We start from the raw sequence: 16214 nt of genomic DNA on the forward strand, positions 1-16214 counted from the left end.
GCGGCTGGTGACCCCGCGTTGCTTGGGGCGGAGGTCAGCGGAGGACGATGTCCACCGGGTTCGCCTCGGAGCGCCAGGTCCCCTCGGTGCCGGGCCGCGGTCCGATGACGGGAGCGGTGAGCACGCCGGAACGATTGGTGCGCTTGTCCCGCAGGATCTCCGTGACGGAACCAAGGTGCCGGGACAGGTCGATCACGTTCTCGGGTGCGGCCAGGAGCAGCTGGAAACCGAACTCATGCAGCGCCTTGATCCCGGCGCCGGCGAATTCCTCCGAAGCCAGCACGAAGGCCTCGTCCATCATCACGGTGCCGTAGGTGGTGAAGCCCTGCTCGGCGATGCCCAGCTGGTAGCTCAGCGCCGCGGCCATGATGAATGCCGTGAAGCGCTGCCGCTCGCCGCCGGACATCGATCCGGTGTCCGCGTGCATAAAGACCTCGGTCTTCTTCCGCCCGCCCTTCGCCGCCCGCGAACCCTGGACCTCGCGGTGCTCCTTGCACTGGATAAAGAGGTGCCCGCGGACGTCCAGCACTTCGGCACGCCAGCGCCGGTCCTCGGGGGTCTGCGAGCCGAGCCGCTTGACGAGCGTTTCGAGCGACTTGTAGCGGTTGCCGAGCTCGGCGTCGTCGTCCGCTTCCGCGCCGGAAGCACCGGACGCCGGAGCGGCCGCCTTTCCGGGGCGGGTGTGCCGGACCTTCAGCGCGTTCTGGATCGCATCCTTGAACTGCTTGGCGGTGGCGGGCAGGGTCTGCTTGATGTCGAGTTCCAGGAAGCTGCCCTCATGGAAGTTCACCTCGGAGAGGATCCCGTTGAGCGGCAGGATGCGGCTGCTGATCGAGCGGCGCTCCTCGTCCAGCAGGTGCAGCAGGGTGCTGAAGGATTCGTGCGTGCGCTGGTTGAAGAACTGCCGGAATTCGGCTTCCTGCGCGGGAAGGCCGTCGCTGACGATGGCGTGGTAGCGGGCTTCGAACTCCCCCGCCGCGCCGATCGAGGTGCCGTGGTCCGCGGAAATCGCCGTTCCCCACTCGCGGACGAAGCCCTCGAAGATGCGCATGAGCCGCTCCGAGGTCGCCTGCCCGCGGGATTCGGCCGCGTGCAGCTCGGCGAGGAGCCGGGTCCGGACCTGGTTGGCGAGGTTGTCCAGCTCGTGCATTTCCAGGACGTCGCCGAAGTCCGCGAAGTACGGTTCCAGTGCCGTGACGGTGGCGTCCGACGGCGGCGCCTGCGCCAGGCGGTCCCTTGCGGCGTCCAGCAGCGAATCGGCGGAGGTCAGCTGCGCGTCAACTGCCTTGTATTCGCTTTGCAGCACGGCCGCGGCCTCGGTGCTGGACTGGTGCTTGTGCCGGGCCGCCTCGATGTTGGCCCGCAGCGGTTCCAGATCCGCCTGCGCGGCGAGGGCGTCCTTGAGCCGCTGCTCGATCCGGGCGAGTTCGTCCGCGGCCACGGCGGCCGAGACCTGTTCCCAGGGCCGGTGGTCGTCGGCAACGCGGCGCAGGGCCTCGAGCTGCCGGCTCATTCCCTGGTGCGATTCCTCCCGGCTCTGCGCCAGCTCGGCGGCCTTGGCGAGTTCCTGCTGCAGGTCCTCGACCTGCGCGGCCACCAGCTCCAGTTTGGCGGCGTTGTCGAAGCCGAGGACATAGTCCTGCCGGCCGGTGAAACGGTCATCCTTTTCCACGGTATGGCGGTTGCGCTTGACCACACCGCCCAGGCTCAGGCCCTTGTCCAGCCGTGCCAGCTCGTCCGGGTCCTCAACGCAGGGGTAGGCGAAATCGAGGGCGATCCGTTCCCGGATCCACTCGCCCGCTTCCGCGGACGGTCCCATGATGAGGATGTCCAGTTTGGTGAGCAGATCGCCGTCGGCCGCGTCCTGCACGGCCAGCGCCCCGCCGGCGAGCGGCTTCGAGACGTCCACCGCCCGCAGCGCTCCGCGGACGGAATGGTCGTTGAGGTAGCGGGTCACGGCGCCGAAGTGCTCGCCGGGGACCAGCAGCGTGGTGGCGAGGCTGCGCAGCGCCCGCTCGGCGGCCGGCCGCCACCGTTCCTGGCCCTCCGCAAGGTCGATCAGCTCGCCGCCGAACGGCATCTGCTCCTCGGGCACGCCCGTGGCCGCGGCGATGGCGCTGCGGTTTTCAATGCTCGACGGCGGCAGCAGGGACTTGCGCGTCCTGAGCGACCCCAGTTCCTGCTGGGCCGCGGCGAGCTCGCGCTTCCTGGTCGCGTGGCCGTCGAACGCCTCGAAACGAAGCTCCTTGAGCGCCTCCGAATCGTCTTTCAGCTCGGCCGAGCGGGCGGCCGCATGCTCGTGGGCCTGCTCCCAGCCGGCCGCGGACCACTGAAGTTCCAGGCCGGCGTCGGAGAGGGCCTTCCGGGCCGATTCCTCGACCTGCTGGCGGAGCTTGAGCCCCACCCGGGCGTTCTCCAGCGCCTGCTCGATCGCGGAGATCGCGTTGCCGCCCTGGTTGTTGTAGTCCGCCTCGAGCTGCCGCAGTTCCTTGGCCAGGCCGTCCCGGATGCCGCGCTCGGCGCCGAGTTCCTTGGCCTTCGCCTGGGCCAGGTCCTTGAACCGGGCGAGCGTTTTCTCGTGGACCGTGACGGCCAGCTGCTGCCGGTAGGCCTCGAATTCCTCGCCGGCCAGCTCCCGCAGGCGGTTCGCGTCCAGCAGCGACTGGGCATACTCCTTGTTCAGCCCGGGGACCGGGGCCAGCTGGTCGCGCTGCTGCCGGACGTCCTCGAGGCGCTGCCGGATCGACATCAGGTTGCTGAATTCCTCGACGACGTCATCGGCCGCCGTCAGCGTGGCGGGCGCGTCCAGGACCTGGTCCCGGAAGAAGTTGTTGACGCTGCCGCCGAGGCCCTTGCCGGCCTGGATGACCCGCAGCAGCGGCAGGGCCTGGTCCGAATTGATCCCGAGCAGGCGCCGGAAGCGTTCCGCGAAGGCCTTGTGCACGTCGAAGATCTGGGCGTCCGGGAAGAGCACGTCCAGCGCCGACTTGGTAAAGCGCTTCTCCGCGATGCCCTCGATTGCCGCGAGGTCCAGCGGCTTGTTGTCGATCAGGTAGTACCGGCCGACGCTGGACTCCGTGCCGTTCTTGGGCAGGTCGAACAGCGCCGATACGGTCACCCGGGTGCCGGCGGCGTTGTCGAAGGTCAGCGCGACCGCGGACCAGGTGGCGCCGGGGCGCTGGAACGCACTCGCCGAGCCTTCGCCGACGGCTTTGTCCCCCACCTTGCCGCGCATGTAGGTGAAGGTGGTCCGCTTGTCCTCGACCGCGCCGCCCGCGCGCTGGGCCGCGGCCTCGTTGGAGCGCGGCCTGGCGTCGAAGACCCGGAGCATCGCGTCGAACAGCGTGGACTTGCCGACGCCGGAATTGCCGGTCAGCAGGGTGCCGTTGCGGTCCACGTGCATCGTGTGGGCGCCGTGGAAGGTGCCCCAGTTGACGACCTGGACCAGGGCGAGGCGCATCTGGCCAGGGTTCGTGAGCTCGCCCATCGGGAGCATGGTGGCGATGCTCATTTGGCTGCCTCTGCTTCGGTGTGGCTGGGTGACGCCGACGGCGATGCCGCCCCCGCCCCTTCGCCGCGCAGCTGATCTTCGATCAGCTCAGCGCGCGACTCCGACAGGCCCGATGCCACTCCCTGGGCGGCATCGCCATCGTCGTCTTCGTCGCTCAGCTCACCTTGGGCGGCATCGCCGTCGTCGTCTTCGCTGTCCGTGTCGGCTGCTTCGTCGTTGTCGTCGTCACCTTCGGCGTCCTCATCCGCGCGAGCTGGCTTGTCGCCGTCGAACTCCAGCAGGGGTTCGGTGCCGGACTGGTCGGTGCTGGCGGCTACCAGGGCGTCGATTTGGGCGGGGATGTCGCCGATGTTTTCGAAGGGGAGGGCCAGGGGGAGGGCGTTGGAGATGGTGTAGACGTCGTCGAGGCCGGTGGCGAGGAGGAGCTGGCGGGCCAGGAGTTTGGTGATGGCGCGGTTGACGACGTCGGAATCGCGCAGGGCGTCCTGCTGGCCGGCCGGCTGGTAGTGGGCCACGAGTTCGGCGATTTCCTCGCGCGTGATCGTGGGGTCGGTCTGTGCCGTGACGTGGCGGTCCAGGAGCAGGCGCAGGCGGAGCAACACGATGGTTTCGACCCGGCTCAGGGCCCGCTGCTGGCGCAGGATGCTGGAGCGGGTGCTGCCGCCGATGGCCTCGGGGTCCACCGGGCGCAGGACGGCCACCTTGCGTTCGTGGTCCAGCTGCAGGGTCAGGAAGAGTTCGGACAGGCGGCTGCGCAGGATCAGCTGGTTGTCCAGGAGCGTGGTCCAGAGCTTTTCGTCCCGGCCGCCGTCGATGTACGGGCCTTTGAGGAGCTTCACGAGGGCCTGGCGGACCTTCATCGGGAGCACGCCGGTGTCACCCGGGAAGAGCGCAGCGCCGTCGACGAACGTGTCCCGCGGGGTGACCGTGAACGGGGCGGCGTGGACATGCCGGGCGGGCTCCGCGGCCGCGGGGGCACCCTCGGCTGCCTCGGCCGTGTCTTCCACTGCCGCGTGGGAAAGTTCAGTCATCTTCAGTCCTTCTTGAGCGTGACGACCGGCAGGTACGCGGTGCGCGTGGAGCCGTCGATCTGTTCGAAGTCGAGGGTGTCCCACGCCTCACGGTCAAAGCCGGCACCCTCGTGCAGGGCGTGGGAGAGCAGGGCGCGGATCGAGTTGATGTGGCGTTCGCCGGGCGGGAGCTGCTCCCAGGCCTCGGCCAGGGTGGAGGCGCCGGCGAACGCGGCGCGGATCCCCGCGGGGCTGGCTTTGCCGGTCCGCGGCGAGCGCACCCGGTCCGAGTCGCTGAAGGCGATCGGGTCGGCCAGCTTGGGCGGGGCCGCGAACTCGTCCGGATCGAACAGCTTGACCATGGACAGGGACTCGAAGCCGGCGTTGAACAGCACCGGGCCGCGGACCAGTCCGGGGCGTTCGCGCTCGTACGGCAGCGACCGGATGGCCTGCTCGGCCTCCCGGAGGACCTTGCGGAGCCGGACCGACTGGCGGAAGTCGTCGCTCTGGACGTACGTGTTCAGGCTTTCGCTGAGCTTGCCGTAAATCCGCTGGATCTGGCTGTGCTGGGTCCGCAGTTCCGCGACCAGGTTCTTCAGGGTCTCGCGTTCCTCATGGCTGAGGTCATCGGCGAACTGCCTGCTGAGCACCTCGCCGATCGCAGACCGGAACCGGAGCTGCTGTTGCGGATCCTCCAGGAACGCCGTGAAGGAACGGAACGTCCGCCCCTCGGGGCTCTGCCGGAGCCGCTTGTCTGCTTCCAGGACCTGGGCCATCGTGGCGCCCTTGCTGAGGGACTCCTCGATGATCTGGTTGCGGAGCTCGCCCACCAGTTCCTCGATCCGGTCACGCATCTTCTTGTAGTCCGCGGGCAGGCTCCCGGCGAGGTCCAGGATATTCCCGGCGGCCTCCACGGCCTCCTCGTCGTCGAGCAGCCCGTCGAAGTCCCCCGAGCTGATGTCCTCGATCAGCTGGCGCCGTTCACCGATCTCTTCCTCCAGGGACTCCAGCCGGGCGCTCTGGTCCGGGTTCGTCTCATTGGCGAGCTTCTCGACGTCGCCCAGCAGCGTGCCGAGCCGCGACCCGTTGAGCGTGGAGCGTTCGCTGGAGAGGCTGTCCAGGAAAGCGATGACACGGGCGGCCGGTTCGGTGACCTCGTACACGATCTGCCCGGACTGGTTCCGCCGGGTCAGAAAGTTCTTGCGGGTCCACTCATCGCCGAACGTCTTCCCGTTCGCGGCGCCGCCCAGCCCCGGGTCCTGGCGGCGGAGCTGTTCAAGGAAGGCGTCGACGTCGGCGTGGAACTGTTCCAGCGGAAGCTGCGGCCGGGTGCGGGTGAAGGACGCCTGCAGCACGGCGATGACCCACGGCGCCGAGCGGGTCAGCGCCCAGGCGGGACCCTTGGTGAGGAGTTCGAGGTCCCTCAGCCGGGCGCTGATGGCGTCGGCGGAGGACAGGGCGGAGCGGGACACGCACCCTCCTTACGGCTGCCGTGGGATCTGGATCGGGCAGCGGATCAGGAAAACTGCCAGCTACAAGGTTAACGCAGGCCCCGGCTGTCCTCCCCGGCCGAGCGGCAGCGGCCCGCCGAAACCTCCCCGTGAGGCTACCGCAACCGCCCCGTGACCTACGCCCCGGTAGCATTTCGATCCCGTATCAAGAGTGACGGCACAGGCCGTCGACTCTGGCTAGCGCACCTCCCGCACCCTACGCTCGGGCTACTGATTCAGCCGAAGCAATGGTGCAGGGGGAAGAATGCAGTTCGACTTAAGCGCAGTGGAAACGGGAACGCTGGTGTTCATGGGAACGCTCGTGTTTGCCCTGGTGATCACCCTCTTTATGATGACGGCGTCGTTCGCGGCCCTCGTGCTGGTCGGCGTCGGGCGGCTTGCCTGGATCATCGCCTCGACGGTGCTGCTGGGCCTGGTCCATGGCATCAACCACCTCTGGGACCGGCTGGTCCACCACGCCTCCACGGTGGAGCTTCCGGGCGACTTCGCCGGTGACTTCGTGGGGGATATCGCGGCGGAGATTATGGGCCAATCGGCCCCTAGTACCGGCACCTACCCGCGGGTAGTATTGCGGGACAGCTGAAGGGTCCTCCACCCACGGCGGATCCAGGGCTCGAGCCGGTGACCCCCGGTTAGAGGAGATGCCCGATGAGCTCCGCCGTTGAGAATCCAGCAACCGACAATCCCGCCGACAGCCCCGCCTCGGATGTCCCGGTCCCGCCCGAGACGATCGGCCCCGACGCCACCGCGGCCGACGCGCGGGCCATCAGCGAAGCCGCCCGCGAGACCAGCTGGGACCGGCCCAGTTTCGCCAAGGGCCTGTACCTGGGCAGCTTTGACCTCAGCCTGATCCACCCCTGGCCGGAAGCGCCGGCGGACGACGTCGAACGCGGGGAAGCGTTCATGGCCCGCCTGACCGCCTTCTGCCGCACGATGTCCGGGCGCGCCATCGAGCGCGATGCGCTGATCCCGGACGAGTACCTCAAGGGCCTCGCGGAACTCGGGGTCTTCGGCATGAAGATCCCCCGCGACTACGGCGGACTGGGCCTCTCGCTGGTGTACTACGGACGGGCGCTGGCGCTGCTGGGCTCCGTGCACCCCAGCCTCGGCGCGCTGATCTCCGCACACCAGTCCATTGGCGTCCCCGAGCCGGTCAAAGTCTTCGGCACCCCCGCGCAGAAACAGGAATACCTGCCGCGCTGCGCCGCCGGCGCCATCACCGCGTTCCTGCTGACCGAGCCCGACGTCGGCAGCGACCCCGCCCGGATGGGCAGCACCGCCGTCCCTTCGGACGACGGCGAGTCCTACGTCCTGGACGGCGTGAAGCTCTGGACCACCAACGGGGTCATCGCCGAACTCGTGGTGGTCATGGCGGTGGTCCCCTCCCGCACCGACGCTGACGGCACGGTCCACAAGGGCGGCATCAGCGCCTTCGTCGTCGAGATGGACTCCCCCGGTATCACGGTGGAAAACCGCAACGCCTTCATGGGCCTGCGCGGCATCGAGAACGGCGTCACCCGCTTCCACCAGGTCCGGGTGCCCGCGGCCAACCGGCTGGGCCGCGAGGGCCAGGGCCTGAAAATCGCCCTCACCACGCTCAACACCGGCCGGCTCGCGCTTCCGGCGCTCTGCGTCGGCTCCGGGCGGTGGAGCCTGAAGATCGCCCGTCAGTGGTCCAATGCCCGCACCCAGTGGGGCCGGCCGGTGGGCCAGCATGAAGCCGTCGGCAAGAAAATCGCCTTCATTGCGGCCAGCGCGTTCGCCCTGGACGCCGTCTTCGAGCTGTCCGCCGAAATGGCCGACGCCGGGCAGAAGGACGTCCGGATCGAGGCGGCCCTGGCCAAGCTGTGGTCCACCGAGATCAGCTGCCGGATCGCCGACGAGCTGGTGCAGATCCGCGGCGGCCGCGGCTTCGAAACGGCGGACTCACTGGAGGCCCGCGGCGAGCGCGCCGTGCCGGCCGAGCAGCAGCTCCGCGACTTGCGGATCAACCGGATTTTCGAGGGATCCTCGGAGATCATGAAACTGCTGATCGCCCGGGAGGCCGTGGACGCGCACCTCGCAGCCGCCGGCGACCTCGCCTCCGAGGACGCGAGCCTGTCCAACAAAGCCCGCGCCGCCGTCGGCGCGTCCGGTTTCTACGCGAAGTGGCTGCCCAAGCTCGTCGCCGGCGCGGGCATGGACCCGCGTTCCTACAGCGACTTCGGCCGGCTCGCGAAGCAGCTGCGCTTCGTCGAGCGGTCCTCCCGGCGGCTGGCCCGGCAGACCTTCTACGGGATGGGACGGTGGCAGGCGAAGCTGGAGCACAAGCAGGCATTCCTGGGCCGGATTGTGGACATCGGGGCCGAACTGTTCGCGATGGCCGCCGCCTGCTCCCGGGCGGAAATGCTGCTGCGGACCTCCCCGGAGAAAGGCGCCTCCGCCTATGAACTTGCCGAGGCGTTCTGCGAACAGGCCCGGGTGCGGGTGGATGAATACTTCGACCAGCTCTGGAGGAATACCGACGACGGCGACCATGTGCTCGCCCGCAAGGTCCTGGCCGGCGACTACGAGTGGCTGGAGGCCGGAGTCCTGGACCAGTCCGAAGGCACCGGACCCTGGATTGCCGACGCCGGCCCCCGCGCGTCGGTGAAGGCGAACCTGCACCGGAAGTACCGCTGATCGGGCGCCCCGGGCACTCCCCCGCCACTCCAAAAATAGTAAGCATCCTTGCTACCTTTGACTGCCCGTGATTAGGTGGACCCGAGGCCTGCAACAACGGCCTCCGCCTTGCGGTGCCCGGCCCAAACAATGGGTGCGGGTCATTCATTGAAAGTGAGCAGTCCCCCATGAGCAACCCAACAGGCCCCGAAGATCGCACTTCCCGGCCCGCCCGTGACGAGGATGGGGCTGTGAACCAGGACGCCCGGATCCACGACGCCCGGCAGGATGCTGCCCGCCCCGACACCGCCGGCACCAGCGACACCCGCGTCATCCCGACCGGAGCAGCGACCGAGGCCCCCACGCGGAGCCATGCCGCGGTCCGCCCGGAACCGACCCGCAGCCAGCCCGTCACCGCCGTGCGCCATGACGAGCCCGCTCGGGCCACCCCCGCCGCGGACACCATGGTCGAAGAGGTGCCCACCCGGGAAACCGTGGTGGCCCGTGAAAGGGAGCAGTTCGGCGGCATCCAGGTCGGATCAGCGTTCTTCGGCTGGCTCGCCGCCACCGGCATGGCTGTGCTGCTGACCGCCCTCGTGGCCGCCGCCGGCACCGCCGTCGGCCTCGCCACCAACACGGACGTCAACGCTACGGTCGCCTCCGGCAACGAAACCGTGGGACTCGTCGGCATCATTGTGCTGCTGGTGATCCTGTTCGTGTCCTACTTCGCCGGCGGCTACGTCGCCGGCCGGATGGCCCGCTTCAACGGCGCCAAGCAGGGGTTCATGGTGTGGGTCTGGGCCCTCATCGCCGCGGTCGTCATCGCGATTCTCGGCGTGGTGGCGGGCCAGCAGTACAACATCCTGGCCCAGCTCAACGCCTTCCCTCGCATCCCGGTCAACGAGGGCGAACTGACCACCACGAGCATCATCGCAGCAGTTGTGGTGGCCGCGGTGGCCCTGGTCGGCGCCGTCCTCGGCGGCACCGCCGGCATGCATTTCCACCGCAAGGTGGATCGGGCCGGGTTCGCCCCGGTCGACACCGTCGAGGATCGCTAGGCCGGCAGGCAGCCGTCCACGACCTGCCGGACGCCGGGCAAAACGTTGCCCGGCGTCCGGCAGGTGTTTAAGCGTCGGGCGCCCAGCCCGGCCGTTCAGCCGAACTCAACGGCGCCTGGGTCTGTGACAACGTCCACGTAATACCAGCGGCGCTCGACCCGCGCGAAGCGGCTCGTCTCGTGGTGGACGCCGCGTTCGCCGCCGTGCCGGAAGTGGGCCTTGAACTCAACCGTCCCTTCGCTGTCCAGAGGGCCGCCGCGGGACGTGGACAGGATGTCCAGCCGCCGCCACTGCAGGTCCGGGTCCAGGTCAAGTTCGGCAGGCCGGGTCTCCGGGTGCCAGGTCCGCAGGAGGTAGCCGGCGTCCAGCACGACGAAAGCGCTGTAGCGGGAGCGCATCAGTTGTTCCGCCGTCGGGGCCTCAGCCAGGCCGTCGTGGAAGCGCCCGCAGCACTCGCCGTACTGTTCCCCGGACAGGCAGGGGCAGTTGCCCCGGAACGGGGCCCGCGCAGGCTGGGCATTGGCTTCCGGAGGGCCGGCGGCTGGGGGCGTCACATGTGTCCTTTCCGGAGGCCGGACGACGCCGGCAGGGCTCCCTCCGACTATAGACGCACGGTCCCGCGGGGCCGACGCGGCGGAACGGATAACAGCTTTGACACGACTCCGTGAAGAGGCCGCGGGGCTGCGTGTCCGTGGGAAAAAGTCCGTATGGTTAAGGGGTGTTGTTGCCCGCCGGTTGTGGCGGGAAGCGTCGCGGTAAGGCCAGCCAGGAGAGGTGAAATGGAAGATCCGACAACCATCGCCCTCAATCTGACTTTCCTCGGGACCCTGGCAGTGGCGCTCGTCATGTTCTTCGGCCTTTTCCTTGTCTTTGTGGCCACGCTGGTGTTCGCGGGCCTCGGCCGGCTGGCCGCCGTGACCGTCATGGCGGTGGGACGCGGGCTGTTCCGCACCGCGCGCAGCACCGCCGAAACCGTCCAGCGGGACCGCCCGGTCCGGACTCCGGGGGCCACCCAAGAGTCCCGGCCGCCGAAAGCTGTTCAACCGGCAAAGGCGGCCAGGCCGGCCAAACCCGCCAAGACGGAACCCGCCCTGTCGCCGGACTGGGTTGCCGCCGTCGCGCAGGCCGATGCCCGCGCCGCTGCCCGGGCCAAGGCGGAAGCAGCCCCGGCCGTCAAGGTCTCGGTCCGCGAACTGCCCAGCCCCACGGCTCCGGCGCAGGACGTCGCGGCAGTGGCACCGCTCGTGGAGTCAGCCACGGACCGGAACGGCCAGCTCGGCACAGTCCCGCCGGCCTTCAAGAAGGCCCCGATGCCCGTTGCGCAGTCAGTGCTGGACACCGGCTCGCTGGTCTCCCTGCACGGCCGTCCCCCGCTGCCCCGGAAGCCCCTGAACGAACAACCGTCCACGCCCCAAATCAATCAGGCACCCGAGTCGCGGGCCCAGGAGCGCAAAGCCGGCTGAGGCCTTACCCCCAGGCAGTCAAGTCGGCTAGGTTGAAACCCATGGAATTCAGATACCTCGGGAACAGCGGCTTCAAGATCTCGGAAATCACCTTCGGCAACTGGCTCACGCACGGCTCGCAGGTGGAAAACGAGGTCGCCACCCAGTGCGTCCGGGCAGCCCTCGACGCCGGTATCAGCACCTTCGACACCGCCGACGTCTACGCCAACACGGCCGCGGAGACCGTGCTGGGCAAGGCCCTCCAGGACGAGCGGCGCGAGTCGCTGGAAATCTTCACGAAGGTCTTCGGCCCCACCGGCCCCAAGGGCCACAACGATCTTGGCCTGTCCCGCAAGCACATCCTGGAGGCCATCAACGGCTCCCTCACCCGGCTGCAGACCGACTACGTGGACCTCTACCAGGCCCACCGCTACGACTACGAAACCCCGCTGGAAGAGACCATGCAGGCCTTCGCGGACGTCGTGCGGCAGGGCAAGGCCCTCTACATCGGCGTCAGCGAGTGGACGGCCGGCCAGATCCGCGACGGCCATGCCCTGGCCAAGGAACTCGGCTTCCAGCTGATCTCCAACCAGCCGCAGTACTCCATGCTGTGGCGGGTCATCGAGGCTGAGGTGATTCCGACGTCCGAGGAACTGGGCCTTTCCCAGATCGTCTGGTCGCCGATGGCGCAGGGGGTGCTGAGCGGGAAGTACCACCCCGGCAAGCCGTCCCCGGAGGGCAGCCGCGCCACGGATGACAAGGGCGGCTCGAAGATGATCGAGCGCTGGATGTCCACCGAGGTCCTCACCGGCGTGCAGCAGCTCAAGCCCATCGCCGAGGAGGCCGGGCTCACCATGGCCCAGTTGAGCATCGCCTGGGTGTTGCAGAACCAGAACGTGGCCTCCGCCATCATGGGCGCTTCCCGGCCGGAGCAGATCGAGAAGAACGTGGCGGCCGCGGGCGTGAAACTGGACGCCGGGATCATGGAGAAAATCGACGCCGCGATCGGCTCACTGGCCGAACGCGACCCGGCGCAGACCAAGTCGCCCGCGTCCCGGGAGGGTTAGGCCCGTGACCGCCGGGCCCTCGCTCGCCGTCACCGGTTCCACCGGGCACCTGGGCGGCCTGGTGGCCCGGCAGCTGGCCGACGCTGGCAGCCCGCAGCGGCTGCTCGTGCGCGACCTCGGCCGGGCGCCGGAGCTGGAAGACGCCGTCCCCGCCGTCGTGACCTACGCCGATCCGGTCCTCGCCAGGGCAGCCCTCGAGGGGGTGAAGACGCTCTTTATGGTCTCCGCCGCCGAGGCCGAGGACCGGCTGCAGCAGCACTGCACCTTTGTGGACGCGGCGGCCGCTGCCGGCGTGCAGCACATCGTCTACACCTCATTCTTCGGCGCGGCAGCGGATTCGACCTTCACCCTGGGCCGGGACCACTTCGCCACCGAGGAGCGGATCAAGGGCTCGGGGATGGACTACACCTTCCTGCGGGACAACTTCTACCTGGACTTCCTGCCGCTGCTGGCCGGCGAGGACGGCGTTATCCGCGGACCGGCCGGGGACGGCGTCATGGCGGCCGTTGCCCGGGCGGACGTCGCCCGTTCCGCCGTGACCGTGCTCCGGGACCCGGCCCTGCACATCGGCAGGACCTACGACCTCACCGGCCCCGAGGATCTCTCCCTGGCCCGGGCCGCGGAACTCCTCACTGCCGGGACCGGCCGGACCATCACGTTCCACAACGAGACGGTCGAGGAGGCCTACGCCTCGCGGGCACCCTATGGCGCGCCGCGCTGGCAGGTGGACGCCTGGGTGAGCACCTACACGGCGATCGCCGCCGGAGAACTCGCCGGGCCGACGTCAGCCGTGCACGAGCTCACCGGCCGCGAACCGCTGGGCCTGGCGCAGTTCCTGGCCGAGTCGCACACGATCTAACCGCCTGCGGGCGGCTACCGGGCCGGGCCAGTATTGACGGCTTCCGGGCTGCGGCGTAGACCTGAAGACAGGTGTCACCGGTCCACAACCGGGCCGGTCCGGAGCAGAATCGCAGTGCCATGCCAAAGCAGATGTCCCGACACTCGTCCATCCTGAAGACCCCGCGGGCCAGCCGGAAACTCACGCCGCACCCCGGCGAGCCGAGCCACGGCCCGCTGACGGCGGAGGAACTGCAGCTTGCCGCGCGGAACCACTCCATGCCGCTGGAGGCGCTGCGGCAGGACACTACCCCGCCCGGGCTGCATTACCTGCTGAACCATTTCGACATCCCGTTCATCGACGCCGAGCAATGGCACCTGCGGATCAACGGCGCCGTGCAGCGGTCCCTGGAGCTGAACCTCAAGGCGCTCCGCCGGTCGCCCAGGATCAGCATCCCCGTGACCCTGGAGTGCGCCGGCAACGGCCGCTCGCTGCTGCGGCCACGCCCGCTGAGCCAGCCCTGGCGGCTTGAGGCCGTCGGCACCGCCGTCTGGACCGGGGTTCCGCTCGCCTACCTGCTGGCCCAGGCCGGGGTGGAGGACGATGCCGCGGAGGTGGTGTTCACCGGCGCCGACAGCGGGATCCAGGGTGGCGTCCGGCAGCAGTACGCCCGGAGCCTTCCGATCGCGGAAGCCCTGCGGCCCGACATCGTGCTGGCCTACCGGATGAACGGCAACGACCTGCCCCCGCAGCACGGCTACCCGCTGCGGCTGGTGGTCCCCGGCTGGTACGGCATGGCGAGCGTCAAGTGGCTCTCCTCCATCAAGGTGCTCACCAAGCCGTTCGACGGTTTCCAGCAGGCCGTCGCGTACCGCTACCAGCAGGACGCTGACGACGCCGGCATCCCCGTCACCTGGATCAAGGTCCGCTCGCTGATGGTCCCGCCGGGCGTCCCGGACTTCTTCACCCGGAGCCGGATCGTGCCGGCCGGGCCGGTGCTGCTGACCGGCCGGGCCTGGTCCGGGGAGGGTACGGTGCAGCGTGTCGAGGTGGGAATCGACGGCAAGTGGGCGACCGCGCACCTGGAACATCCGCCGGCGCCCTTCGCCTGGTGCGCCTGGTCCCTGCCCTGGGTGGCCGACCCCGGCGAACACGAGCTGGCTTGTCGAGCCACGGACGCCAGCGGCGCCACCCAGCCGCTGGAGCAGGTCTGGAACTACCAGGGCATGGGCAACAACGTGGTCCAGCGGGTCAAGGTGACGGTGGAGTAGGCGGCGCTCAGCAGCACTCCAAGTCGGTGAGCACCTGGATCTTGAACCCTGCTAGTGGATGTGGCTTCCGCCGTTGATGTCGATGGTGGTTCCGGTGAGGTAGGCGGATTCCTCGGAGGACAGGAACGTGATGACGGCCGCGATTTCCTCGGTGCTGGCGTTGCGGCCCACGGGAATGCCGGCGTTGATGGCGGCTTCCTGCTCCTCCGTGCTGCCGACCCGGATGTTGGTGTCCACCGCGCCGGGGGTGATGGCGTTGACGGTCACGCCGGTGCTGCCGATTTCACGGGCCAGCGCCTTGGTGAAGCCGAGGATGGCGGCTTTGGCGGCGGAGTAGGGGACTTTCCCGAATACGCCGCCGCCGCGCTGTGCCGAGACGGAGGACATGTTGACGATCCGGCCCCAGCCGCTGGCAATCATGTCCGGCAGGAAGGCCTTGGTGACGAGGTAGGTGCCCGTGGAATTCACTGCCATGACCTTGTTCCACAGCTCGAGGGTGGTTTCCAGGAACGGCACCGGCGAGGTGATGCCGGCGATGTTGGCCAGGGCGCCGACCGGGGGAAGGTTGCCGGCACCGACTTCGGCCGCGACGGCCCGGTAGGCGGCGCTGACGGATTCTTCGTTGGCGACGTCGACCTCGTGCCCGAACGCGGGAACGTTGAATTCGTTGCCGATGTCCGCGGCGACCTTGGCGGACTTCTCGCCGTCGAGGTCCAGGATGACGACCGCCCAGCCGTCGCTGGCGTAGCGGCGTGCGGTGGTGATGCCGATGCCGCGGTCCGAGGTGGCTCCGGTCAGGACGGCGGTGCGCTGGATGGTGTTGCTCATGATGCTCCTTGAATGGTGTGTTGTAACTTCTTGCTGGGATCGGTTGCTCCGTAACTGCCGTTTTGAGGGGTCAAAACGGCAGTTACGGAGCAATCGGTGGTCAGATGAGGTCGGTGATGAAGCTGGCGGCCTTGGCGGCCGCGGCAGGGCGTTCCCCGTGGGTGACATCCCGGGTTTCGAGTTCGAGCGAGAAGTGGCCGGTGTAGCCCTGCGCCGCGAGTCCGCGGAGTCCCGCGGCGAAGTCCGCGTGGCCGTTGCCGATGCTGAGATTGATGTTCCCCGGAACTGCGTCGCGCAGGTGGACGTGCGAGATCCGCCCCGTGTGGCGCCGGAGGTACTCGAGGGGATCCTCGCCGGCGGCCACGATGTGGCTGAAGTCCATGACGATTCCGACGCGGGACCCGGCCAGCCGCCGGGCGAGCAGTTCGGCGCGCTCGAGGTTCCAGCAAAACCGCAAGTAGTGCAGCGATTCGGTCCAGACCTCGACGCCGAACCCAGCCGCGCGCTGCCCGGCGTGGATCAGCGTGGCAGCGACAGCGTCCAGGTCCTCCTCGACGCTCCGGACGGGATCGTGGCTGAGGGCTCCGCAGGGAAGGACCAGCGCCTTGGCTCCGGTGTCGGCCGTGAGTGTGAGCAGCGCCGTCAGGTGCCGCTCTCGGGCCGCCTCACCGTCGGCGTCGAGGACGGCGTTGAGGTCCCCGATGTCCCCGTTGACCGAGCGCACCCGGAGTCCGGAGGCCGCGACCTCGCCTGCCACGAGCGCGACGGCGGGCAGGTCCAGTTCGTAGGGGACGTGGTCACAGACACCGGGCAGGGCGCCCAGGTCGATTTCCTCGAAGCCGAGGTCAGCGATGGTGCGGAGCGCCGTGGACAGGTCCTGGTGCCGGAAGCTGATGGACGAGCAGCCGAGTCGGGAGTTGAACATCGTCGTTGATCCTCTGGTCATGCCCGGGGGCGGTGGTGATGCAGACCACACTACGGAACTTCACTGTCAACAGTCAACCCTTGAAGTTGACTGTTGACATTGCTGTATGGCGC

General features: G+C 68.8%; 12 protein-coding genes and 1 pseudogene. 7 read left to right on the plus strand and 6 right to left on the minus strand.

Annotated elements, in window-relative coordinates; translation table 11 throughout:
* Positions 1–34: 34 nt before the first annotated feature.
* The 3 genes and pseudogenes from J2W14_RS00075 to J2W14_RS00085 form a co-directional block, all read right to left on the minus strand.
* Positions 35–3511, minus strand: coding sequence for an ATP-binding protein (locus tag J2W14_RS00075; protein ID WP_307456627.1), 3477 nt, complete (start codon positions 3509–3511; stop codon positions 35–37).
* 200 nt (positions 3512–3711) lie between these two features.
* Positions 3712–4542 (minus strand): annotated as a pseudogene (locus J2W14_RS00080) (DUF4194 domain-containing protein); the annotation flags it as partial.
* Positions 4543–4544: 2 nt separating this feature from the next.
* Positions 4545–5993 (minus strand): DUF3375 family protein, encoded by a 1449-nt coding sequence (locus J2W14_RS00085; RefSeq protein ID WP_307456630.1) that lies wholly within the window; start codon positions 5991–5993, stop codon positions 4545–4547.
* Between the two features lie 283 nt (positions 5994–6276).
* On the opposite strand from J2W14_RS00085, the gene J2W14_RS00090 reads away from it, so the two are divergent.
* The 3 genes from J2W14_RS00090 (at position 6277) to J2W14_RS00100 (ending at position 9730) form a co-directional block, all read left to right on the plus strand.
* Positions 6277–6615: a hypothetical protein gene (locus J2W14_RS00090; RefSeq protein WP_307456633.1), complete on the plus strand. Its 339-nt coding sequence runs from the start codon at positions 6277–6279 to the stop codon at positions 6613–6615.
* 65 nt (positions 6616–6680) lie between these two features.
* Positions 6681–8693 carry an acyl-CoA dehydrogenase family protein gene (locus J2W14_RS00095; protein WP_307456637.1) on the plus strand — a complete coding sequence of 671 codons (2013 nt, stop codon included), beginning with the start codon at positions 6681–6683 and terminating at the stop codon, positions 8691–8693.
* Positions 8694–8860: 167 nt separating this feature from the next.
* Positions 8861–9730 carry a TIGR04086 family membrane protein gene (locus J2W14_RS00100; RefSeq protein WP_307456639.1) on the plus strand — a complete coding sequence of 290 codons (870 nt, stop codon included), beginning with the start codon at positions 8861–8863 and terminating at the stop codon, positions 9728–9730.
* Between the two features lie 95 nt (positions 9731–9825).
* Here J2W14_RS00100 and J2W14_RS00105 read toward each other — a convergent pair whose 3' ends face one another.
* Entirely contained in the window at positions 9826–10206 is a 381-nt protein-coding gene (locus J2W14_RS00105; protein WP_307458224.1) for a YchJ family protein, read from the minus strand.
* A gap of 303 nt (positions 10207–10509) precedes the next feature.
* Here J2W14_RS00105 and J2W14_RS00110 point away from each other — a divergent pair, with 303 nt between their 5' ends.
* From J2W14_RS00110 to J2W14_RS00125, 4 genes are all read left to right on the plus strand, one after another.
* Positions 10510–11193, plus strand: a complete 684-nt coding sequence (locus J2W14_RS00110; RefSeq protein ID WP_307456641.1) for a hypothetical protein — start codon at positions 10510–10512, stop codon at positions 11191–11193.
* Positions 11194–11234: 41 nt separating this feature from the next.
* Positions 11235–12239, plus strand: coding sequence for an aldo/keto reductase family protein (locus J2W14_RS00115; protein WP_307456644.1), 1005 nt, complete (start codon positions 11235–11237; stop codon positions 12237–12239).
* Between the two features lie 4 nt (positions 12240–12243).
* A complete protein-coding gene (locus J2W14_RS00120) occupies positions 12244–13098 on the plus strand; it encodes an SDR family oxidoreductase (RefSeq protein WP_307456647.1) in 855 nt (284 codons plus the stop codon).
* Between the two features lie 131 nt (positions 13099–13229).
* A complete protein-coding gene (locus tag J2W14_RS00125; protein ID WP_307458226.1) occupies positions 13230–14348 on the plus strand; it encodes a sulfite oxidase in 1119 nt (372 codons plus the stop codon).
* Between the two features lie 51 nt (positions 14349–14399).
* Here J2W14_RS00125 and J2W14_RS00130 read toward each other — a convergent pair whose 3' ends face one another.
* Together J2W14_RS00130 and J2W14_RS00135 are read right to left on the minus strand one after the other, a co-directional pair.
* On the minus strand, positions 14400–15176 hold the full coding sequence (locus J2W14_RS00130; RefSeq protein ID WP_307456650.1) for an SDR family NAD(P)-dependent oxidoreductase: 777 nt from the start codon (positions 15174–15176) through the stop codon (positions 14400–14402).
* Between the two features lie 100 nt (positions 15177–15276).
* Positions 15277–16101 (minus strand): sugar phosphate isomerase/epimerase family protein, encoded by an 825-nt coding sequence (locus tag J2W14_RS00135; protein ID WP_307456652.1) that lies wholly within the window; start codon positions 16099–16101, stop codon positions 15277–15279.
* Positions 16102–16214: the final 113 nt, after the last annotated feature.

The sequence above is a fragment of the Pseudarthrobacter oxydans genome (genome assembly GCF_030812335.1).
GTDB lineage: Bacteria > Actinomycetota > Actinomycetes > Actinomycetales > Micrococcaceae > Arthrobacter > Arthrobacter oxydans_B.